The 21,785-nt window shown below is 67.6% G+C and carries 15 protein-coding genes; 9 read left to right on the top strand and 6 right to left on the bottom strand.

Features of this window, described 5'->3' with window-relative positions:
* Positions 1-27 precede the first annotated feature (27 nt).
* The 3 genes from QU663_RS10115 (at position 28) to QU663_RS10105 (ending at position 6,024) form a co-directional block, all read left to right on the top strand.
* Positions 28-3,846: a S8 family serine peptidase gene (locus tag QU663_RS10115; protein ID WP_304990582.1), complete on the top strand. Its 3,819-nt coding sequence runs from the start codon at positions 28-30 to the stop codon at positions 3,844-3,846.
* Between the two features lie 182 nt (positions 3,847-4,028).
* Positions 4,029-4,514, top strand: coding sequence for a hypothetical protein (locus QU663_RS10110; protein ID WP_304990581.1), 486 nt, complete (start codon positions 4,029-4,031; stop codon positions 4,512-4,514).
* Between the two features lie 139 nt (positions 4,515-4,653).
* Positions 4,654-6,024 (top strand): Fic family protein, encoded by a 1,371-nt coding sequence (locus tag QU663_RS10105; protein WP_304990580.1) that lies wholly within the window; start codon positions 4,654-4,656, stop codon positions 6,022-6,024.
* A 275-nt stretch (positions 6,025-6,299) separates the two neighbouring features.
* Here QU663_RS10105 and QU663_RS10100 read toward each other — a convergent pair whose 3' ends face one another.
* Positions 6,300-9,623, bottom strand: coding sequence for a lysylphosphatidylglycerol synthase transmembrane domain-containing protein (locus QU663_RS10100; protein ID WP_304990579.1), 3,324 nt, complete (start codon positions 9,621-9,623; stop codon positions 6,300-6,302).
* A 113-nt stretch (positions 9,624-9,736) separates the two neighbouring features.
* On the opposite strand from QU663_RS10100, the gene QU663_RS10095 reads away from it, so the two are divergent.
* The 3 genes from QU663_RS10095 to pheA all read left to right on the top strand — a co-directional run bounded on the left by QU663_RS10095 (position 9,737) and on the right by pheA (position 13,804).
* A complete protein-coding gene (locus tag QU663_RS10095; protein WP_021611521.1) occupies positions 9,737-10,363 on the top strand; it encodes a DedA family protein in 627 nt (208 codons plus the stop codon).
* 3 nt (positions 10,364-10,366) lie between these two features.
* On the top strand, positions 10,367-12,658 hold the full coding sequence (locus tag QU663_RS10090) for a DUF6541 family protein (RefSeq protein WP_021611522.1): 2,292 nt from the start codon (positions 10,367-10,369) through the stop codon (positions 12,656-12,658).
* 138 nt (positions 12,659-12,796) lie between these two features.
* The gene (gene pheA / locus QU663_RS10085) at positions 12,797-13,804 is read left to right on the top strand and encodes a prephenate dehydratase (RefSeq protein ID WP_021611523.1); all 1,008 of its coding nucleotides are present in this window, start codon (positions 12,797-12,799) and stop codon (positions 13,802-13,804) included.
* Positions 13,805-13,873: 69 nt separating this feature from the next.
* On the opposite strand, the gene QU663_RS10080 is transcribed toward pheA, so the two are convergent.
* On the bottom strand, positions 13,874-15,193 hold the full coding sequence (locus tag QU663_RS10080; RefSeq protein ID WP_034480710.1) for a diacylglycerol kinase family protein: 1,320 nt from the start codon (positions 15,191-15,193) through the stop codon (positions 13,874-13,876).
* Between the two features lie 256 nt (positions 15,194-15,449).
* Here QU663_RS10080 and serS point away from each other — a divergent pair, with 256 nt between their 5' ends.
* Together serS and QU663_RS10070 are read left to right on the top strand one after the other, a co-directional pair.
* Positions 15,450-16,727, top strand: a complete 1,278-nt coding sequence (gene serS / locus QU663_RS10075) for a serine--tRNA ligase (RefSeq protein ID WP_021611316.1) — start codon at positions 15,450-15,452, stop codon at positions 16,725-16,727.
* Positions 16,724-17,641: an HAD family hydrolase gene (locus tag QU663_RS10070; RefSeq protein ID WP_021611317.1), complete on the top strand. Its 918-nt coding sequence runs from the start codon at positions 16,724-16,726 to the stop codon at positions 17,639-17,641. Before serS ends, QU663_RS10070 begins: the two co-directional genes overlap by 4 nt.
* Here the strand turns inward: QU663_RS10070 and QU663_RS10065 are convergent.
* Positions 17,598-18,782: an alpha/beta fold hydrolase gene (locus tag QU663_RS10065; RefSeq protein ID WP_021611318.1), complete on the bottom strand. Its 1,185-nt coding sequence runs from the start codon at positions 18,780-18,782 to the stop codon at positions 17,598-17,600. The two genes, QU663_RS10070 and QU663_RS10065, sit on opposite strands and share 44 nt — an antisense overlap.
* Positions 18,783-18,909: 127 nt before the next feature.
* On the opposite strand from QU663_RS10065, the gene QU663_RS10060 reads away from it, so the two are divergent.
* Entirely contained in the window at positions 18,910-19,521 is a 612-nt protein-coding gene (locus QU663_RS10060) for a TetR/AcrR family transcriptional regulator (RefSeq protein WP_021611319.1), read from the top strand.
* Between the two features lie 54 nt (positions 19,522-19,575).
* Here the strand turns inward: QU663_RS10060 and QU663_RS10055 are convergent, their stop codons facing one another.
* From QU663_RS10055 to QU663_RS10045, 3 genes are all read right to left on the bottom strand, one after another.
* Positions 19,576-19,908: a hypothetical protein gene (locus QU663_RS10055; protein WP_021611320.1), complete on the bottom strand. Its 333-nt coding sequence runs from the start codon at positions 19,906-19,908 to the stop codon at positions 19,576-19,578.
* A gap of 173 nt (positions 19,909-20,081) precedes the next feature.
* Positions 20,082-21,434 carry a C2 family cysteine protease gene (locus tag QU663_RS10050; protein WP_021611322.1) on the bottom strand — a complete coding sequence of 451 codons (1,353 nt, stop codon included), beginning with the start codon at positions 21,432-21,434 and terminating at the stop codon, positions 20,082-20,084.
* A gap of 15 nt (positions 21,435-21,449) precedes the next feature.
* Positions 21,450-21,752 (bottom strand): hypothetical protein, encoded by a 303-nt coding sequence (locus tag QU663_RS10045; protein WP_021611323.1) that lies wholly within the window; start codon positions 21,750-21,752, stop codon positions 21,450-21,452.
* Positions 21,753-21,785 lie beyond the last annotated feature (33 nt).

Raw genomic sequence — 21,785 nt, 5'->3', positions numbered from 1 at the left:
CACTGTCGACACATTGGAGTTACGCACATGACAATGAAGAAACCAACGGCGCTTCTCGCGCTCGTCGGTGCCTGCGCGCTGGCCGTCACCGGTCCGGCGTCCCTCGCAGCGCCGCCGACTCCCGCCCAGGGTACCCAGGGGGCCACGGCCTCGTCCCTGCCCGTGGGCGACATCGACACCGCGCTGACCTCGAAGAGCGGGCAGACCAGCCAGGCCGATCAGGCCCAGGCGAGCGACGAGGCCGACTCGGCCGCCGTCGTGAGCATCATCGTCCAGCTCAATGACGGTGCAGATCGCGCGGCCTCCCTCGCCTCCATCAACGAGGCCGTGGCCGGCGCCTTCCCCGGAACCTCCGCCCAGGTGGAACGCGAGTACGACAACGCCCTCCAGGGTTTCGCGCTGAGCGCCCCCGCCGGCTCTCTCGACGCGATCCGCGCGGCGAGCGGCGTCAAGGCCGCCTTCCGTGATCGCGAGACCCGCGTCGAGGATGCCGACGACCAGGTCGCTGGCGAGGGAGCCACGAACTCCGCCCGTACCTCAACCCAGGACCCCGCCAACCTCAGCGCCCAGCTGATGATGCACGCCGACCAGATCACCCAGAAGGGCGACGGGAAGGTCATCGCCGTCATCGACACGGGCGTGGACATGACGCATCCGGCGTTCGCGGGCGCCCTGCACGGGACCCCCGAGCTCTCGGCGGACAAGGTGGCGTCCCTGACCCCCCAGCTGGGCGACGGCAAGACCGGCACCTACGTGTCGGAGAAGTTCCCCTTCGCCTACGACTACGCGGATAACGACCCGGACGCCTCGCCGACCGGACAAGCCGGATCGCACGGCACGCACGTCGCCGGCATCGCCGCGGCCAACGCGGGTGAAATCGTGGGCATCGCGCCCGACGCGCAGATCATCGTCGCCAAGGTCGCGCGCAGCGTCGAGGGCGACATCACCGATTCCGGGCTGCTCGCCGCACTCGACGACATGGTGATCCTGCACCCCGACGTCATCAACCTGTCGCTCGGCCAGCTCGGAGGCATGGACAACGAGGCCGACTCGGTCTACGCGACCGTCTTCAAGAGCCTGCAGGACGTGGGCGTGACCGTCAACGCGGCAGCCGGCAACCACTACACGGCCGGATACGGCAATACCTCCGGCAAAAACCTGCCCTTCGCGTCCGACCCGGACTCCTCCACCCAGTGCGAGCCAGCGACCTACTCCTCCGTGGTCTCCGTCGCCTCGGTCGATAACTCGCTGGCGCACAGCGCGTTCACCGTCGGCGACCGCGACATTCCCTACCAGCGGGCCGGTGGCGCTGACGGTCAGAAGATGCCCGACCTGTCCGACCTGACCGGCGGCCCCTTCGAATATGTCGACGGCGGCATCGGTTCGGCCGAGGATGGCGCGGCCCTCAAGGCCAAGTACCCCGAAGGCCTGGCCGGAAAGATCGTGCTGGTCAAGCGAGGCTCCCTCACCTTCCAGACCAAGTTCGACAACATCGCAGGCTCCAAGCCCGCCGGCTTCATCGTCTACAACAACGTTCCCGGTGACTCCCTCGTCGTCATGAGCCTGAAGACGGACAGCGTGCCCGCCGCATTCATTTCGCAGGCGGACGGCGAGGCCATGCTGGCCGCCGCCGACCACCACCTGAGCGTCGCCCCCGGCAAGGTCGTACCCCCCAGCTCGAAGTACTCCATGTCGAGCTTCTCCTCGTGGGGCGTCACCCCCGACCTGCGACTCAAGCCCGAGGTCGCCGCACCCGGCGGCAACATCTACTCCTCCGTGCCCGGCGGTACCTACGAGTTCATGTCCGGCACGTCGATGGCGACCCCGCAGATGGCGGGCGTGAGCGCGGTCGTCCTGCAGCGCGTCCAGAATGATCCGCTCTTCGCCTCGATGAGTGCACGTGAGAAGGTTGACGTCGTCCAGAACCTCATCATGGGCACGGCCGCTCCCATCGCCGACCCGCTCCAGGACACTGGCGCCCCCTACTCCCCGCGCAAGCAGGGCTCTGGTTTGACGAACGTCCTGGCTGCCACGACCTCGTCCGTGTACCCGACCGTGAAGGGCGCCCCCGAGTCCTCTCGACCCAAGGCCGACCTGGGGGATGGGACCAAGGGATGGCACTTCGACGTCACCCTCCACAACCTCTCCGGCGTCGAGGCCACCTACGCCCTGAACACGCAGGCGCTCTCCGAGATCGTTGAGGATGGGTTCTTCACCGGCCACTCCTCCGACTGGCGAGGCAAGGGCGTGGACATCGCCTACTCCGGAGCGGCCGTCAGCGGCACCGGCGAAGGTGCGACCATCACCGTCCCCGCCTCGGGTGAGGCCACCGTGGGCGTGGACGTCAAGCCCGGCGCCGCCTTCGACTCCTACGTCGCGCAGAATGCGCCCAACGGCACGTTCCTCGACGGCTTCGTGCGCCTCACCTCGAAGACCGATGGTCAGCCCGACCTGACCGTGCCCTACATGGGCTTCTACGGCAACTGGGGCAAGGCCCCCATCTTCGACGCCCTCGCCTCCGACGGGGGAGCGCACACCCTGGCCTCGGGCATCTACAACGGCACCACGGGCCAGCAGCTGGGATACAACCCCCTGGTCAAGGCCGACGCGCGCACCGGTACGCCCAAGGCTGACCGCTACGTCCTCTCCCGCGCCGAGGCCTCGGGCGCTCCCACGGTCCTCGAACCGCGCACCGGCACCCTGCGCAGCGTCCACACGCTCAACACCGTGTACGCGAACGCCGCCGGTGAATCCGTCGCCTCGTATGTGACACACCAGGCCTGGAAGTCCGGCGTCAACCCCAGCACCGGCAAGATGACCTGGGTCGAGGACGGCCACGAACCCACGACCCTGGACCTGCGCTCCGACGCGTACAAGAACCTGCCCGACGGCGACTACACGCTGACGCTCTCTGCGCACAACGACGGCCCCTCGCAGGCCGAGCAGTCGATCTCGTACAACTTCAGCATCGACACGACCGCCCCCGAGGTCGCCAACCTGGAGTACACGGAGGAGGGCGGCAACGCCCGCCTGCTCGTCACGGTCACCGACAACAAGCCCGTGGCCGGCATCGACCTGCACGACCCGGCCGACGGCCTGTGGTTCTACCGCCACGTCTTCTCTGACACCGACGGTGTCAAGGGCGACGACGGCAGGTACCGCTACGAGTTCGAGATCCCCATGTCCGACATCTCTCAGGCATGGACCGACCAGGGCGGCACCGGCTCCGTCATCGCCCACCCGTATCTGCTGGCGTGGGACTACGGGCTCAACCACTCTGAGGCTCGCGTGGTGGACCTGCCGACCGATAACCCCGGCGTCACGCTGCCGTGCACCAACCCCGAGGGCGGTCACTGGGCCAAGGATGCCGTGGGCTGGTGGTACGTGTGCGCGAACGGGACCGACTACCTGAAGGCCGGCTGGTTCACGATTAATGGCGTGGACTACCAGTTCGGGCCGTCCGGCTACATGATGACCGGCTTCCTCCAGCGCGCCAACGGCGAGTGGGTGTACGCCGACTCCGAGGGCGCCCTCGTGGGCGGCTGGGTGCGCGATGGTGGCTACTGGTACTACCTCGACCCCGCTACGAAGGTCATGGCTACCGGCTGGCTGGCCAACGGCGGCTCCTGGTATTACCTGCACGCCAACGGGGTCATGGCGATCGGCTGGGTGAACGATGGCGGCTCCTGGTACTACCTGAACGCCTCGGGCGCGATGGTGACCGGCTGGGTGAACCTGGGCGGTTCCTGGTACTACCTGGGACCTGACGGCGCCATGTTCACCGGCACGCACACGATCAATGGTCGCGTCTACACCTTCGACGAGTCGGGAGTCTGGCAGCGTTAACGCTGGCCGGTTGCTTCTGACTCACGAGGCCTGGGCCCGGGACCGCTCACCGCGAGCGTCCCGGGCCCACACGTATGCTCCGCGAGTAGGGAAGGCCGTCGTGCCCCGGCGAGGGAGGCGCTGCGCTATGTTGGAGATATCAGCAGGCCGCCGCATCCGCGGTGGCCGGGTGAGGAGTGCTCATGTCCTTGAAGAAGCCAGCCGTCCTCCTGGCGGGCGCGTGCGCGCTCGCGATCGCGGGTTGTTCCTCCGGCGCGTCGACGCCGCCCTCCGCCGGCGAGTCCGGCCCGGGCGCCGGGGTTCCCCAGTCCGCCCCGGGGGCCACGGCCTCGTCCCTGTCCGCGGGCGACGCCGACACCGCGCTGACCCCGAAGGGCGGGCAGAGCGGAGAGGGGGCCTCGGGCGCGCCGAGTCGCGACGACGATCCGGCGCGGCTCGTCGTCATCGTCGTGCACCTTCAGGAGGGGGCGGACCGCGAGGCCACGCTCGCCTCGATCAACGAGGCCGTTGCCGGTATTTTTCCGGGCGCCTCCGTGACCGTGGAACGCGAGTATCGCAATGTCTTCCAGGGCTACGCGCTGCGCGCGCCCGCCGGGTCGCTGGATGCGATCCGGGCCGTGAGCGGCGTGAAGCTGGCAGCGATCGAGGGTGAGATGCGAGTGCAGTAGCGCCGCGGCGGCGGGCGAGGCGGGGGTGAGCGCCGTTCTGCCAACGTGGAATCCTACGACCTGATGCGCCTGTGTTTCTACTTGCTTCAAATTAAGATAAAATTAGAAGTAATTTGACATTTGTGTGAACGGAGTAGTTATGAAGGCTCCCGTCCCTCCGCCCTATCGGCTTGGCGAGCTGCGCGAACGCGTCATTGCCAGTTTGGCGAACGCGGATGATGAGCGGCATTTCTCCGTTCTTCGTGCCCTCGCTGGCGGACTGGATGATCCAGAGTATCGCCCGTGGGAGTATTACTTCCGTGCCGAGCCGGTGCCAGAGGGACTGACGCGTGAGGAGTGGTGGTACGCCGTGCGTACTGCGCGCGCTTCATCGGCCCGGACCACTCCCTTCATCATGAAGGATGGGACGCGCCTGACCTTTAATCTCCCAGATCGCTTCTTGCGGTTGAATGAGGAGATTACGGCGCAGGCGCGCGGTCAGGTGGAGCTGCCCGGAGAGGTGGCGACGCAGGGGATGAGGGATAGGTACCTGATCAACTCCCTGTATGAAGAAGCGATCACCTCCTCGCAGATGGAGGGGGCGTCGACGACGCGGCGTGACGCGAAAAAGATGCTCCGAGAAAAGAAGGATCCGCGCACTCGCTCGGAGCGGATGATTCTGAACAATTTCCTTGCCCTCGAATTCGTGCGTGAGCACCTGGGTGAGGAGCTCACTCCTGAATTCATCTGTGGGGTTCATCGTATCGTCACGGATGGAACGCTCGACGAGGTGGAGGATGCAGGGTGCCTGCAGCGCCAGGGTGAGGAGCGAATTCGTATCTATGGAAGTGAAGGCGATGAGCAACTGCTGCATGTTCCGCCGCCGGCCGAGGAGTTGCCCGAACGGCTCCAGCGTCTGTGCGACTTCGCCAATGGCGTGGGGGAGTACGCGTCGCAATATGTGCCGCCCCTCGTGAGGGCGCTCGTCGTTCATTTCATGATGGGCTACGACCATTACTTCGTCGATGGGAACGGGCGCACAGCCCGCGTCATCGCCCAGTGGGTCATGCTTCGTGAGGGCTTCTTCCTCATGGACTTCGTGCCTGTCTCGAGGCTTCTGCGCAGGGCGCCCGCGCAGTATGCCCGCTCTTTCCTTGAGGTTGAGCAGGATGAAGGGGACCTCACCTACTTCCTCATCTGGCACGCCGAGGTCATGTGTCGAGCAATTCGTGAGCTGCATGAGTATCTGGCGAGAAAGTCCAAGGAGATGGAAGAGGTTAAGCATCTCCTGAGGCTCACCGAGCTCAATAATCGACAGATTGGGGTCATTGAGGAAGCGTTAAAGCACTCCGCTATGACCGTGACAGCAGCCGCGCACGCGGACAAATACAGGGTGACGCTGCAGACGGCGCACGCCGACCTGCGTGGCCTTGAGGATGGGGGATACCTGATGCGTGTCAAGCGTGGCCGGAGTTTCGAGTGGTACGCGGTTCCAGATCTGGCGCGCCGAGTCCGGGGCACCGACGCGTAGTGCGAGTGTCATAAGCGCCACGGTCGTTATGACTGAGATGGGGACGAGAATCTTGCGGTGCGACGAAACGTCCAGTTGCTTCAAATTTGATTCAAATTAGAAGGAACTAGAAGTGGGGTACACTCGTGCCCTGATGTCGCGTATGACCCAGCCTCGGCCTCGTCCAGAGTGACGCGCAGCCAACTCGCGGTACACATCTGAGCGCCCCGCGGCGCGCGCAAGGAGGAGCGAGCCCCGTGAGCATCCCCAGGGCCGAGGCACAGGATGGGTACGCCTCAGATCAGATCCTTCTTCTCCATGTACTTCATGGCGAGCCACCCGAAGGGGATCCGCCCGTAGAAGGTGACGAGACGGTACAGCAGGGCGGTCGCGATCGCGACGGACGACGACACGCCAGCGACCGTCAAGCCCGAGGTGAGGGCCGTCTCGACCGTACCGATACCGCCCGGCGACGGGATGAAGGACCCCGCCGCGTTCGCCGTCAGGTAGGTGATGGCGACCGTCGAGAAGTTCAGGGAACCGCCCATGGCCACCATCGCGGTCCAGAAGGCGCCCACGTAGCCGATGTTCATGAGCAGGTTGCCGCCGACCACGGCCGCCAGGCGTCGAGGCTGCCCGACGATCCACAGGAGGCGCGGGTAGACCTGCTGGTAGGTCGGCTGAATCTTCGCCCAGATCCAGCGGCGCACCTTCGGCACGGCGACGATGACGCCGACAGCGACCATGACGAGCGCGACGATCGCGAGGATCGTGCCGTAGGGGACGGACACGGACAGGGACGAGCCCGCGCTGACCATGACAAGGATCAGCAGGATGATCGTGATGAGCGCCTGCGAAATCTGCATGAGCGTCACCGTCGTCACGGCCATCGCCGTGGGGACGCGGCGCTTGCGCAGGTAGCGCAGGTTCAGGGCTGCAGGCCCCACGCCCGCGGGCGCGACGATCGTGATGATCGAGGCAGCAACCTGTGCGATCAGCGTGTCCTTGAAGGGCAGCTTCTCGGGAGACAATGCGATGAGCGGCACCGCGGAGCCCACCCAAATGAGGCACGCGAGCACCGCGGACGCCGCCATCCACCACGGGTTCGCGCTGGTGACGGTGGAGACAAGGTCGCTGAAGTTCAGCGAGGAAACGACGATGAAGACCGCGATGAAGGCCACCGCGATCGTGAAGATCGTGCGCGGGCGGAAGCGCTGCAGGTCGGCCGTCGGCGCGGTCTCAGCCTCGGAGTCGCCCACGAGGGCGGCGCGCAGCTCGCCCAGCAGGTCGGAGCGGCGCAGGCGCTGGTTGATCGAGGCAGGCAGGACGGGCTTCTGGATGACGGGCGCGCACGCGATCAGTGTGTCCTCGCCGACGCAGCGGCGTCCCGCCTCGAGGGCGCGCTCGGGACCCACGGCCAGGGCAGTGAGGACCAGCATCTGGGCGATATCAATCGACTGGTTCAGCTCGGTGGTCGCCACCTCGCCGGAATCCCAGTCGAGAAGCCACACGTCGTTGGAGGCATCGACGACGACGGCCTCGGGCGTGAGGGCGCGGTGCGAAATGCCGCGGGTGTGCGCGTAGTGCAGCTGCTCCCACGCGCGGTCCAGGACCTCGTCCGAGGCCTGCTCGCCCAGCTCCGTGAGCGGCGTCGTCGGCGGGAGGGCGGACAGGACCATGATGATGGAGTCGTTCGCCGAGGCGATGGCGATGGGCTCCTGGGTGAAGACGCCGGCGCGCAGGGCCTGCAGCGTCGTGAACGACGAGCGCTCCGCCTGCGCCTTGAGCGAGGGCGACACCCACCTGCTGATGCCGCGCAGCCGCAGGTTGTTCCACATCTCGAGGAGGGTGCCCGTCAGCTCCTGGCCCGGATCCATGACGATGAGCTCATAGGCCAGCCCGGTGTCGCTCCACACCTGGTAGTGGCGGTGGTGGTCGGGGTCGGGGCGCCGCGTGACGGTGACGCCCATGTCGCCCAGGTCGGCGGGCATCTGGGTGAGGCGCCCGCGGGCGTTCTCCGCGACCGCCCACGTGGACAGGGGCTCGGTCGACGTGTCCAGGTCGGTGCGCACGATGCGCGAAGGGGTGATGCCGATACCGAGGAGGGCCTCCACGAGGGCGGCGCCCTTGGCCCGCTGGTCGTCGAATCCCATGACCCAGCGCGAGCCGGAGCCGAACGCGCGGCCGATGAACACGGAGATGAACGCGACGGGCAGGGTCATCGAGGAGCGCAGGACGCCCAGGACCAGGATGATCCACAGGCCCGTCCACCCCCACTTGATGGCCTTCATCGACTGGGCCTCGCCTGCGGAGGTGAAGAGGGCGCACAGGGTGACGATGACCAGGTTGATCGCGATAGCGAAGCCGGTTTGGTGGCCCTGCGTGGCGATCGCGCGGTCCACGCTCAGGGGAGCGGTCAGGTAGGCGGGAAGGAGGCCTGTCAGCACGATGATGGTCCATCCGCCGACCGCCGCGATCACGCTCGTGACGAGGGCCTGGATGATCGCCTGGAGGCGCCTACGTAAGGCGAGGGAGACGATCACGAGGATCGGCGTGATCAGGATGATGAGGCCTTCGACCAGGTTGACGGGCAGGATCAGAATCTTGCGGACGAGCTGGAATTGCAGGACGTCCATGGTGACGCCGTGCGTCGTGGCGCTGGCCACCGTGCCGATCGTCCAGATGCCGACGATCGCGAGGAGGGCGATGACGACGTCGACGGCGTCCTCGCGTCGGCGCCGGAGAGTGAACATGCGGTCGGCGATGTAGGCGGGGCGCGGGAGGCGGAGCCTGCGCGCGGGGACCGGCAGGGCGACCTCACCGCTCTTGGCGTGGATGACGGCGGCAGAGACCGCGGCCTCGTCGCTGGACTCTTCGGCGGTGGGCGTGTCCTCAGCGTCGGATTCGCGTTCCTCGCGTGGGGCCTCGGTCGCATGAGTGGCCGAGTCTGTGGTTTCGGTCATATCGGTGATCGCGTCGTTGCTCGGCGCGGGAGGATCGGCGGGCACGGGCGCGTCGGCCGGGACATTCTCCTGAACCGCGTCCGCTGCGAACATCGGCTCGCTCGGCGCCTCGGGGGGGAGAGGCGCTGCGGGGGCGAGAGGGGCTGCGGGGGCGAGAGAGGCTGCGGGGGCGAGAGGCGCTGCGGGGGCGAGAGGCGCTGCGGGGGCGAGAGGCGCTGCGGGGGCGAGAGGGGCGCCGACCTCGGGAGCGGCGGAGGGAAGCGGGGGCTCGGGCGTCGCGGGAGCGGGCGGGGGAGGGGGAGTGAGATTCCCCGGCGCGTCGAGCGGCGGCATCGGCGAGGCTGGGGCGGCGGCGGGGTGAATCGGCGAGGCCGGGGCGGGACCCGGATGCGTGGTGAGGATGGGAGGAAAGCTGGGGGGCATCACGACGGGCTGCGTCGTCGAGGGGATGACGACGGCGTCCAAGACCTCGGTGCGGGCCTCGGACATGGGGACTTCCGGCGGCGGGGCAGGGGTTGTCGCGGCCCCGGCCTCGTCGATCATGCCCATCAGACCCTCGACCCCGAGCGCGGACGGGTCCTCGGCCGAGGAGGGGACGAATAGGATGTTCGTATCGACGACCGGCGTGCCGTCGTGTGACTCCTTGCGCTTCCTCATGCTGACCATCCTATATTCGCGGTCAACAAAGGTAGGGTTAGGGAGACACATTCCCGGCAGAAAAGGGCCCTATCGTGACCTGGTCTACACTCGCGGCAGCATCGGATCCGTCGATGCTGAGCACTGTTATCGAGTGGTTTAAGAATCCTGAGACTCTGCTTGTCGCCATGGGGCCGTGGGTCCTGTGGGGAACGATGCTCATCGTCCTCATCGAATCCGGCGTGCTTTTCCCCGTGCTGCCCGGCGAATCCCTGCTGTTCACGGCCGGCCTGCTGCATGACCGCCTGGGCCTGCACCTGCCGACCCTGATCCTCATGGTCGTCGTCGCCGCCTTCGTCGGCGCGCAAATCGGCTACTTCCTGGGCGCCAAGTGGGGGCGCCGCTTCTTCAAGCCGAACGCCCGCATCCTCAAGACCGAGCACCTGGAGAAGGCGGAGCACTACTTCACGAACTACGGCGGTCGCTCCCTCGTCATCGGGCGCTTCATCCCCTTCGTGCGCACCTTCATTCCGCTCGCCGCCGGCATGGCCCGCTACCCCTACCCGAAGTTCGTGCTGTTTAACACGCTCGGATCCGTCATCTGGGGCGCGGGCTTCATCCTGGTGGGTGCGCTCCTGGGCAACGTGCCCTTCGTGCACGACAACCTGACGCTCATCCTGGCCGTCATCATCCTGGCCTCCGTCCTGCCCGTCATCATCGAGATGGTCGGCAAGCGTCGCGCCGGCGCCGACAAGGAGTAAGCCATGCTGGCCTGGTGGATGCTGGTCCCGACCCTGCTGGCCATGATGGTCGCCCTGGTGCTGCCAGGCTTCATGTGGCTGCGGGCCGGCTCGCGCTCGTCGCTCGTCGCGATCGGCGCCGCGCCCGCGTTTACCTTCGGCCTGATCACCTTCCTCTCCGTCGCCTACCCGGCCTTCGACATCGAGTGGGAGCCCTCCACGGTCATGCCCGTCCTCGGACTTAGTACCCTCGGCGGCGCGCTCACCTGGGCACTGAGCTACTTCCACCGGACGAACGGCGGATTTGCACTCAACGGCGTGCCGTTCCGTCAGGCCCTGGGCGTGCGCGCCCCCATCGGCGCCGCGCAGGCCGCGATCCGCGCCGCCACGTGGGGCGCGGTCCTCGTCGGATTCCTCCTGGCCGCGTGGCCGCTCATCAGGGGAGCCGACCCCGCCAACCCGGTCCAGCAGTGGGACCCGACCTTCCACCAGAACGGCGTCCACGCGATCCTCTACGGCAAGGATGCCAGCCCCTTTGGCGGACTCCACGAGCTCTACGGGGGACGCCGCGTCTACTATCCGACGGGCTGGCACGCCTTCGTCGCGCTCTTCGCCCGCTACGACTCGGTCGTCCAGACCGCCAACGTCTCCTCCCTGGCCCTCATGGCCGTGTGGGTCATCGGCCTGGCCGCCCTCGTCTCCGTGCTCACCGCGTCGCGCAGCGCGCTCCTCGCCGCCCCGGTCATTGCCGGCACGCTCCTGAACATGCCCGCCGACGCGCTCACCATGTACAACCAGTGGCCCAACGCGACGGGCACGGTCCTCGTTCCCGGCCTCGCCGCCGCCGCCATCGTCGCCGGCCGACGCTTCGCGTCGGACCTGAGCGACGGGGAGGGCTTGCGCTCCTTCGCCCGCCGCATCCCGCAGGGAGTGTTCCTCGCCATCGGGTGCCTCGGCCTCGTCGGAGTCCACCCGAGCGCCGCCTTCTCCCTCCTCGCCTTCCTCGTGGCGCCCCTCCTGGCGTCCATCGCGTCCTTCGCGCGCGCCGCCCTCGGGCGCGACGGGCGCGGCCAACTCCTCGCCATCGTCTGGGCGGCCGTCGGCCTCGCCGTCGTCGCACTTCCCCTCATCGCCCTCGCCTCCCCCAAGATTCAGGCGATGAGCAAGTACCCGCGAGCCGGAAGTAGCTGGGGCGAGGCCTTCGCGCACGCCTTCGTGCCCTACCCTCCCTTCGCCAGCACCGCCGCCACCGCCCAGTGGGCCTTCCTCCAGACGGTTCTCCTCATCGCGGGCATCGCGGTGACCGCGCACCTCGACACGCTCCTGCGCCGCCGCGACCCCCTCGCGCGCGCCGCCGCCCAGGCGGGGCTTTCCGAGGACACCGACGAGGCCAGCGGCGAGGTCACCGGCGAGGACGAGGGCACCCGGGCCTCGGCGCGCCCCGTCTCGACCGAAGAGAAGGCCGCGCCCATGCCCGCGTGGCCGCTTGTCTCCTACCTCATCCTTGCCGCCCTCACCGGGCTCGCATACGCGCCCAACTCCGCGCTACGCACCTACCTGCTGGCCCCCTGGTACAAGGACGCCCGACGCATCATGGGCGTCGAAGACATCGCGCTGACCGTCCTCATGGCCGTCGGCTTCGCCGCCATCGTCCACGTCATCCACGCGGCGTGGACCTCCTCGCTGCGCCGCATCCTCCAAGACCGCGGCGTCGACACCGACGTCGAGGCGCCCCGCTGGCCCATCCAGGTCGGGGTCGGCGCCCTCATCCTCATCCTGTCCGGCTTCGGCGCGATCGACGCACGCAACTCCGCGGTCGCCTCCGTCTACGACCCCGCGCGCTTGGGCAAGCCCGGCATGGCCACCAAGGGCGAACTCGCCATGCTCAGGCGCATGAAGTACACGACCGCGCCCGACGCCCTCATTCTCGGCGACCCGATCGCGGGAGCCGCATACTCCGAGCTGCTCGCGAGCCGCAAGGCCGTCTTCCCGCAGCTCACCACCGCTAACGAGGATGTCGCCTCCCAGCGGGTCCTCACCCAGCGCTTCCACGACATCGCCACCGACCCCGAGGTGTGCGAGGTCGTGCGCGAGCTCGGCATCACCCACTTCTACGAGGAAGAAGACGGCGCCTACTACAACTTCATGCGCTCCTCGCGCAGCCCCGGCCTATACGGGGTCGACACCTCCACGGGCTTCGAACTGGTCGACGCGGGCGGCACCGCGAAGCTGTGGAAGATCACTGCCTGCGGCGACGTCACCCCGGGCGGCGGCCACGACGCATTCGCCGACGGCATCAAGTCCCGCCAGGAGTAGCAGCGCGCCTGTCAAGACGAGGCGCGTGGGGGATTCGGGCGCGCCCGCATCCCCCTACCCCGCGCGATAGGCCACAATGCGCAGCTGGCGCGCCCGTGCGAGTGCCGGGCCCCGGGGCGTGTCGATACCCTTGACACCATGACGACGAACATTCCCGGCCCCGCGCCCCTCGGTGACAAGCTTCGCATCGCCTTCCTCGGCCCCTTCGGCACCTTTACCGAACAGGCCGTCCACCAGGTCGCCCCCGCCGGAGCCGTCCTCCTGCCCATGACGAGCGCCCCCCAGGCGCTCGCGGCGGTGCGCCGCGGCGAGGCCGACCGGGCCGTCGTCCCGATCGAAAACTCCATCGAGGGCGGCGTTAACGCGACGCTGGATTCCCTCTCGCACGGCGACCCCCTCGTCATCGTCGCCGAGATGCACGTGCACGTCGTCTTCCAGCTCGCCGTCCTGCCGGGTACGCGCGCCGAGGACATCCGCCGCATCGGTACGCACCCCCACGCGTGGGCGCAGTGCCGCGGCTGGGTCGAGGAGACCTTCCCGGGTGCTATCCACGTGCCCGCCACGTCGACGGCGGCGGCCGCCGAGCTCCTCTCGGACGGGGACGCCTCCTTCGATGCTGCCCTGTGTAACGCGGTCTCCGTCAACACCTACGGCCTCGAGGCCCTCTACCAGGACGTCGCCGACAACCCGGGCGCGGTCACGCGCTTCGTCCTGGTGGCGCGCCCCGGCGCCGTCCCACCTCCCACCGGCGCGGACAAGACGACCATCCAGGTGGCCCTGCCCGTCAACGAGTCGGGCGCTCTGCTGACCCTCCTCGAACAGTTCTCGGCGCGCGGCGTCGACCTGTCGCGCATCGAGTCGCGACCCAGCGGGGATGGCCTCGGCAACTACACGTTCAGCATCGACATCGTCGGCCACATTCGCGAGGAGCGCGTCCAGGCGGCCCTCGTGGGCCTGCACCGCTATTCGCCGGAGGTGCGTTTCATGGGCTCCTACCCGCGCGTCGACGGCGTGCGCGCGCAGGTCATCCCCGGCACGACGGACGAGGCCTTCCGCGCGGGTCGCGCGTGGGTCGCGGACCTGCTGCGCGGGGGAGACGGCACGGGCGAGGCGGCGGGCAGGGCCCCGTCGTGGCCCCTGGCCTGACGCCGCCCTGCTGACGCCCCCTGCTGGCGCCCGCGGGCCCGGCTTGGCGGGCCTCGCGAGGGCTCGGGCTCAGCCGGGCAGCAGCTCCATCCACGTGCGCTCGGCCGGGACGGCCACGTCCAGCGCGCCCGCCTGCATGCGAACGTGCATTGTGTGGGCCAGGCCGATCGCGTCGCCGTCGACCTGGCACACCTGCGGCTCCTCGGCCGTGACGGAGGCGCCCTTCGCCTGACGGAATGCGACCGTGCCGGTCGAGACCGGCAGGTTGATCGGGCGCAGGCCGATGAGCTGTCCGAGCATCTTCCAGGTGACGTCCGCCCAGCCGAGCAGGCCGGCGTGCGCGTCGACCGCGATGACGTCGACGAGGCCGTCGGACAGCTCCGCGTCGGGCGCGAGGACCAGCATCTTCATCTCGCCCGCGTTCGCGAACATGACCGAGCGGGCCTCGACGCGGGTGATCTCGTCCGCGGGCGAGTGCGGGGCTTCAGCGCGAGCACCCCCGGCCTCGTCCAGGGTCGTGCCCGCCAGCTGATCGCTGACGCCGAGCGGGTCGGGGGTGGGGGCCACGGGCGAGCGCAGGGTCAAGCGTGCCTTCATGCGCGGGGCGCCCATCGCGCCCAGGCCCGCCCACACGTAGGCGATCCACCCGATGCGCTTCTTCAGCTCAGGGTCGGTGTCGGCCATCGTCTCGCCGTCGTAGCCCATGCCTGCCACGACGAGGCAGGCATACTCGTCCGCTCGCGGCTCGATCGACGAGGCCGGGGTAGCCCCGTCCTGAAGAGTCGCCTCGGGGTGTAGCGCGGCGCGCGCGGCGAGGCGCAGGCCGCCCTCGGCTGGCTGATCCGTCTTCTGTGTGGCGTCTTCGACGCGCACCCACGCGAGGTCGACGGCGCGGTGGTTGCGGTCGAGCGCGATGGCGAGGGCCGCTTCGGGATCCTCGGGGATGGACAGGTTGCCGGCCAGGACGTTGCCGGTGCCCACGGGGATGATGCCCATGCGCACGCCGGATCCGGCCATGCCGGCGGCGACGGCGCGCACGGTTCCGTCTCCGCCCGCGGCGATGACGACGGAGGCCCCTTCCTCGAGGGCGAGAACGGCCTGCCCGGTGCCCGGGTCCTCGCGCGTGGTCTCGCGCCAGTGCACGTGGTCGATGCCCAGTTCCTTGGCCTTGCGGTTGAGGCGATCCTTGAAGGCCTGGGGGTCCTCGTGCTTGGAGGGGTTCATGATGATCCAGGGACGCGGCCGTCCTCGCGTCGGGTCGTCCACCGATGCGGGGACCTCGAGGGCGCGGCGGCGGCGATGCCGGCGGGTGAGGGCGGTTGCCAGACGCGCGACTCCGATCGCTCCGGCTCCGGCGGAGGCTGCGAGTGCCCAGTATATTCCGTCCATGTGCACAAGCCTAGCCTGCGGTCGGCCTGTGGATGAGGTGTTCAGTGGCTTTTCGTTGTACTCCGTGTCATAAGAGTCGTGCTGACGCGTGCTTGTCGTCGTGTTATCCACACGGTTATGCACCAAAGGTGGATAACTTTCAGGCTTTTGAGAACTCTCGCCGGTGTAGTTTGTGCATAACCCTGACCTGTTGTGTTGAATTCACAGTCGGGGTGGTAGGGGACACGGCGCGCCCACCTGGCATAGGATGGGACGCATGATTGATGTGCGTGCCCTGCGTGACAACCCCGAACCCGCCCGCGCCTCCCAGCGTGCCCGCGGAGCCGACCCCGGCCTCGTCGATGAGATCATCGAGGCCGACGCCGCCCGCCGCGAGGCCCTGCAGTCCTTCGAGACGCTGCGCGCCGCCCAAAAGGAGGTCTCCAAGTCCGTGGGACGCGCCTCCAAGGAGGAGCGGCCGGCGATCCTGGCCAAGGCCAAGGAGCTCGCCGAGCAGGTCAAGGCCGCCGAGGCCGCCGCGAACGCCGCCGACGCCGAGGCCGACCGCCTGGCCCGCCTCCTGCCCAACCTGATCGTCGACGGCGTGCCCGTCGGCGGCGAGGACGACTTCGTGGTCCTACGCCACGAGGGCCCCGCCCCCCGCGACTTCGCGGCCGAGGGCTTCGAGCCCCAGGACCACCTCGCGCTCGGCGAGGGCCTGGACGCGATCGACACTAAGCGCGGCGCGAAGGTGTCCGGCGCGCGCTTCTACTACCTCAAGGGCATCGGCGCCCGCCTCGAGCTGGCCATCATGACGATGGCCATGGACCAGGCGCTCGCCAACGGCTTCGTGCCGATGATGACCCCGACCCTGGTCACCCCGCAGATCATGGGCGGCACCGGCTTCCTCAACGAGCACTCCGACGAAATCTACTACCTGCCCGCCGACGACCTGTACCTGACGGGCACGTCCGAGGTGGCCCTCGCCGGCTACCACGCCGACGAGATCCTCGACCTGAGCGCCGGCCCTAAGCGCTACATGGGCTGGTCCACCTGCTACCGCCGCGAGGCCGGCTCCGCGGGCAAGGACACGCGCGGCATCATCCGCGTCCACCAGTTCAACAAGGCCGAGATGTTCAGCTACTGCCGCCCCGAGGACGCTGCGGAGGAGCACCAGCGCTTCCTCGCCTGGGAAGAGGAGATGCTCGCCAAGGTCGAGCTGCCCTACCGCGTCATCGACACGGCCGCCGGCGACCTGGGCACCTCCGCCGCCCGCAAGTTCGACTGCGAGGCGTGGCTTCCCACTCAGGAGCGCTACATGGAGGTCACCTCGACTTCTAACTGCACGACGTTCCAGGCGCGCCGCCTCGGCATTCGCGAGCGTCGCGAGGGCGGCATGACCGCGGTCGCCACGCTCAACGGCACGCTGGCCACGACCCGCTGGATCGTCGCCTTCCTCGAGAATCATCAGCAGGCGGACGGCTCGATCTACGTGCCCGAGGCGCTGCGCCCCTACCTGGGCGGACTCGAGGTCCTGACCCCGGTCGCTCGATGAGCCAAGAGCGCTTCCTGACGGTCCCCTCCACCGGGGAGGCGGCCCGCCCCTTCGAGGAGCTCCTCGACGAGGCCTCGGCCGCCCTGCCCGCCGACTTTCCGACGTCGGCGGGCCAGGTCCTGGTTGCGCTCGACATCGACGGCACGATCCTCACCCCCGCGGGGGCGACGCCGCGCGTCCTGGAGGGGATCCACGGCCTCGCCGACGCGGGCGCCCACGTGCTCATCGCGTCAGGTCGCGCGCTCGAGGGCGTGATTCCCGTTCTCGATGCCCTGGAGTTCACGGACGGGTGGGCGCTGTGTAACAACGGCGCGACCCTCGTGCGCGTGAGCGGCGGGACGTGCGAGATCGTCGAGGAGCACACCTTCGTGCCCGGCCCGATCCTAGAGGAGATCGCCTCGGCCGTGCCCGGCTCGGTGTTCGCGTCGATGCCGCACCCCGATATTCTGCTGTCCGCTCCCTTCCCGAACAACGAGATCGAGGGCAGCGATCACCGCATCGTGTCGATGGAGGAGCTGGCCTCCACGCCCACTCCGAAGATCGTCGTGCGCGCCGCCGACATGGATCGCGAGGAGTTCGATCGGATCCTGGCCTCCCTGGACGTGTCGCGCACCCACGAGGTGTTCGTCGGCTGGACGTCCTGGGCGGACATTGAGCCGCTCGGCGTGACCAAGGCAACCGGGCTGGAGTCGCTGCGGGCGCGAGTGGGGGTTCCCGCGGCCGGGACCGTCGCCGTGGGGGACGGCACGAACGACATCGCGATGATCGAGTGGGCGGCCTTCGGCGTCGCCATGGGGGGCGCCTCCGAGGAAGTGCGCGCCCACGCCGATCACGTGACGGCCGCCGTCGAAAACGACGGCGCCGCCGCCGTCATGCACGCTCTTCTGCGCCGCTGCGGGGTTGCCGGCCGCTGAGCCAGTCGCCCATCATCGCGAAGGCGCGGTCAAGGTCTCCGATCTGGCAGTGCTGCGCCATGTCCGGGTCCTGCGCGCGACGGAACGCGCGTACCTCCAGGGACTCCGCACTGCGCAACGCTCGGCGCACATCGCCCAGGCGCTCGAAGGGCACGTACTGGTCGGCGTCCCCGGCCAGGACCAGGCACGGCTGGGTGATGCGCCCCTCGAAAGGTTCCATCGTGTACTCGCCGAACGCGTGCAATACCTGGCTGGGCCGGTGCAGTCCCGTGAGGTGCCGCGCCTGCTGGAGCTTCCACGCCAGATCCGCGCTGAGTCGTGAGGCCATCCCCAGCGCGGTGTCGATGAGCCACTCGGGCCTCGGGTTCCCGATGACTGCGTCCGCGATGGGGCGCAGGGGACGAGGCAGTGGCAGCGTCAGGCCGTCCAGGAGCCGATACATCATGTCGAAGGCGATCACGTGGCTGATGCGCGGGCAGTGGGCGGCCGCACGCATCACCAGGTAACCGCCGAAGGACACGCCGAGGGCGGCCGCGCTGGTCACCCCGAAGTAATCCAAGACCGCCTCCGTCGGGTGCTCCCACTCGGGCTCGAGGGGCATGCCCGTCAGCACCGTGTGCCCCTGGCCGGGCCCGTCGAAGGCGATGATGTCGAAGGGGCGGGCCGGGAAGTGGGACGCGAAGTCGATGATCTCCTCGGCGTACCCGTCGAAGCCGTTCATCATGATGACCGTGCGCGGGGTGCCCTCGGGGGCTTGCACGCGGTCCGCCGGGTCCGCTTCCCAACGCATCGCGGTGAGCTCCCTGCCGCGATAGGGCACCGCGTGACGGGTGAGCGCGAGGCCTCGGTGGGCCTCGTCGAAGGCGGCTGACATGGCGCCGATGAAGCGCCCCTTGCGCGGGTCGCCGGCGCCCAGGTAGAAGGCCGCGAGCTCGTAGAGGCGCCACGCGGCATCCGCATCCCCTTGCGACTCGAAGCGATCGGCGAGGTGCTGGGCCAACGCCGTGATCTTCTTTGTTGTGCGCAGGTGGGGGAGCGTGGTGGCTGCGACCTTGTCCATTCCGGGGCGATCAAGGATCGGTGCGAAGGTCCGGTTGAGCTGCAGGTCGAATTGGCGATTGCCGGTGTACTCGGTGAACATAACTCGACGCTATCGCCTTCACAGCTAGGGCGGACCGTACAATAACAAACGGTGTGTTGGATACTGGACGACGCGAACGCTATGCGTAGGATAAGCCCATTAATAAAGGAAAACTGATCGGAGAGACATGTTCCTGCGGAGTGCGGATAAGCACGGGCGCGAGGCCGAGCACAACCTGGATCTGCGCATCCGGAAGACGCGTCGGGCGATCCGCTCGGGCCTCATCAAGGCGTGCCAGGCAAAGCCCTACGCGCATGTGAGCGTCACCGACATCTGCTCCGCCTCGATGGTGTCGCGCACGACCTTCTACGACCACTACACCGACAAGGACGCCCTCCTGGCCGAGGTCGTGTCCTTCCTCCTCGAAGAGATCGCCCCTGCCCTCGAGGGCCTGTGGTTCGGCGAGGGACGCGACGCCCGCGCCATCGCCCGCCACCTTGCCGACGTGTACGCGCGCAATGGGCAGGCCCTGACAACCCTGCTGGCGATCCGCGTGGGAGGTGACGGCGACCTGCATGAGCAGCTGTATCGCACGTGCTGTTCGGTATTTACCGATTGGGCCCGTGGTCGCGTGGACGACGAGGTGCTTCCACTGGCCGCGGACGTCTACGCGTCCGTCGTCCTCACCTTCATCCGTCGCAGCGCCACGAAGCCGCTGACGGACAAGGAGCTGGCAGCGATCGACCGCGCGCGTGAGCTCTTCATCGCGGGCTTCGGCGCGGCTCCGGTGGGGCAGTGAGCGCCGTTGCCGCCCAGGCGATGTGCGTGAGTGGGGTGAGACGACGCCCCGACGTCACGCCGACGGAGTCGACAGGAGTTCCGGGGAAGGCTCCCAGCAGAAGGTGACGGTGCCGTGTGCTCCCGGAGCACTGGCCGGCATCACGTCGAGGAGGGTGGCCCTGCCCGCGTGCGGCAGCTCCAGTGTTTCTCCGACGGTGACATCGACGGCGTTCACGTAGCCGTCTGGGTACTCCGTCGCGTCGTAGCCTCCGACGACGGTTGCGGTCATGACGCCGTCTACGATGCGAAACCCGGTCCACACGTAGGAAGGCTCCGGCTTATCCGGGTGCGGCCGGAAAACTGCGACTTCGTCGACCGATACTACTTCTCCTGCGCATGGCGCCATGGTTCTATCCTTCGTGGGCGTGAGTGTGGGTGCGGGTGTGGGAAGAGGGGATGCCGTTCCCGTGGCGGTGGGCGTTGGCGAGGCCGTGGTAGGGCTGGCCGTTGGAGTCGGGGTAGGAACAACCGGGGTGCAGCTGGCAAGGGCGAATGCCGCTACGACGGGCAGATAATGCTTCATGATGTTCGGCCAATTGTGGTGGCGCCAAAGTACCGTTCGTAATCCTCCCACGACATTGTAAAGGTGGCGGGTTGGCTTTCCCCCTGTGTTCCGGGATTCGTCCCATGCGGATTGCACAGGGTGATACCGTTCTCGTCGGAAGCGGTAACGGTATACGCGTGTGACTGGTAGAGCCTGATGTCAGCGGTCGTTCCGTTGCTCGTGGTCACGGTTACCGTCGCCATTCGCTGGTTGTCGTACTGTTCGAGGCTCGTGGCTGATTCAGCGATGATGGGGAGGTGCTGGCTACTCGCCGCTTGGATGCGGGCGCGCTCGCTGGGCGTGTAATCAGGTGATCCTTCATCGGAACGAAGGGTGTATCCGGTGTGCTGTGTCAGCGTGTGGAGAGCCTTTTCGCTCCAGCCTCCGGACATGCCGTAATGCGGTTGTCCTGAGTCGTTCGCACCTCCGCCATGAGCTTGCCCATAGGCTGCTTCCATGAGCGAATAGACCGTGACTTGGCCGTTCTGCGTGACGCCATTGAGGTAGTAGTCGTGGACGAGGATCCGTTGTGTGCCAGAGCGGGTTGGATCGGCGGGATCGTTAAAGATAGTGACGTAGTAGCCGTCAATGTGTGTTTTAGACGCATCGTAGTGGGGTTCGATCAGTGACGCGAGGAGTTCCTGTCCCTCGGGTGATTGAGCAAGTCCCATCAGTGAAGAGAGGTAGTAGCAATCACCGATATTGCCTTGCTTCATTCCTGAGAAGTCGAAGGAACCGTTGAGTAGGTCGTTAAGATCGGCATTGATCTGGTCAATCTGCGTGTCAGTGAAATGCGCGCGCTGACCGGTCTCGGTTGGATTTCCGGACTGATCGACAGTGATGGGTTCATCGTGGAACGTCTGAGCGAGTTCCTGGCCGTGCTGCTCGGTCGCCTGTTTGACCTCGATAATCTTAGCGTAGGCGGCGAAGGCGAGGGCAGCTGCCTGCACGCACAGCTCCTGGTAGACGAGGGGCCGGAGTGCGGCAGGGGTCTTGGCAAACTCTTGGTCAAGTTTCTCGGCGTGGTAGCGGAGCTGTTCGATATAGCGCTGCCCTGAGTCTACTGTCCAGCCTTGCTTCTCGAGGACGGAAGCGCCGTCGATGATGCCCTCTCCCAGGTTCAGATACCTGTGATAGGTGCGCTTAGATGACCTATGAAAGCTGGCCCTCGCGAATCCGACCCATGAGGAGAGTGCGTCATCAACGGCGTAAATATCGTCGGCGGCTGAAGCGATCTGCTGTCCTACCTGCTTCCAGGCAGCCGCCGCAGCAAAAATCGCTCCTGACTGACCGGGCACATCGTTGATCCACGACACAAAGTTAGTCATTGGGGGTCCTTGCTGTCACAGGGGGATCGCGATGTCGCGTGTAAACGCCGACGCCCAGGCGGCGTCCTGATCGACGCTGTGTCGACTCGTGTCATTGAGTGCTTCTGAGGTCATGGCGTGCCATTGCCGGATGCGTTCGCGTCGAACATCCACGCCTCGCACAAATCGGGCATTCCCAGCGCTCATGGCTAGGCCTCCGAGTGCGCTGGGGCTGGGAGACGGTGGCACTTGGATGCCGTCGGTGGCCTCGCCGATTGCGTCCAGGACGTTCGCAGCCTTCGTGATGTCGTCAGGGTTGATCTGAAGGTCCGTGGACATAATCTCCCTATCATCGCGTGCCGTTGTCGCTGT

It is taken from the genome of Schaalia sp. HMT-172, assembly GCF_030644365.1.
Taxonomy (GTDB): domain Bacteria; phylum Actinomycetota; class Actinomycetes; order Actinomycetales; family Actinomycetaceae; genus Pauljensenia.
Note: the sequence above shows the minus strand (reverse complement) of the source record. Positions and strands in the feature narration are given on the sequence as shown.

Coding starts and splice junctions, on each gene's coding strand:
- QU663_RS10050 (WP_021611322.1), bottom strand. CDS start 21,434: ATGACTAACTTTGTGTCGTGGATCAACGATGTGCCCGGTCAGTCAGGA.
- QU663_RS10105 (WP_304990580.1), top strand. CDS start 4,654: ATGAAGGCTCCCGTCCCTCCGCCCTATCGGCTTGGCGAGCTGCGCGAA.
- QU663_RS10100 (WP_304990579.1), bottom strand. CDS start 9,623: ATGAGGAAGCGCAAGGAGTCACACGACGGCACGCCGGTCGTCGATACG.
- QU663_RS10060 (WP_021611319.1), top strand. CDS start 18,910: ATGTTCCTGCGGAGTGCGGATAAGCACGGGCGCGAGGCCGAGCACAAC.
- QU663_RS10070 (WP_021611317.1), top strand. CDS start 16,724: ATGAGCCAAGAGCGCTTCCTGACGGTCCCCTCCACCGGGGAGGCGGCC.
- pheA (WP_021611523.1), top strand. CDS start 12,797: ATGACGACGAACATTCCCGGCCCCGCGCCCCTCGGTGACAAGCTTCGC.
- QU663_RS10115 (WP_304990582.1), top strand. CDS start 28: ATGACAATGAAGAAACCAACGGCGCTTCTCGCGCTCGTCGGTGCCTGC.
- QU663_RS10110 (WP_304990581.1), top strand. CDS start 4,029: ATGTCCTTGAAGAAGCCAGCCGTCCTCCTGGCGGGCGCGTGCGCGCTC.
- QU663_RS10095 (WP_021611521.1), top strand. CDS start 9,737: ATGCTGAGCACTGTTATCGAGTGGTTTAAGAATCCTGAGACTCTGCTT.
- QU663_RS10090 (WP_021611522.1), top strand. CDS start 10,367: ATGCTGGCCTGGTGGATGCTGGTCCCGACCCTGCTGGCCATGATGGTC.
- QU663_RS10080 (WP_034480710.1), bottom strand. CDS start 15,193: ATGGACGGAATATACTGGGCACTCGCAGCCTCCGCCGGAGCCGGAGCG.
- QU663_RS10045 (WP_021611323.1), bottom strand. CDS start 21,752: ATGTCCACGGACCTTCAGATCAACCCTGACGACATCACGAAGGCTGCG.
- QU663_RS10055 (WP_021611320.1), bottom strand. CDS start 19,908: ATGGCGCCATGCGCAGGAGAAGTAGTATCGGTCGACGAAGTCGCAGTT.
- serS (WP_021611316.1), top strand. CDS start 15,450: ATGATTGATGTGCGTGCCCTGCGTGACAACCCCGAACCCGCCCGCGCC.
- QU663_RS10065 (WP_021611318.1), bottom strand. CDS start 18,782: ATGTTCACCGAGTACACCGGCAATCGCCAATTCGACCTGCAGCTCAAC.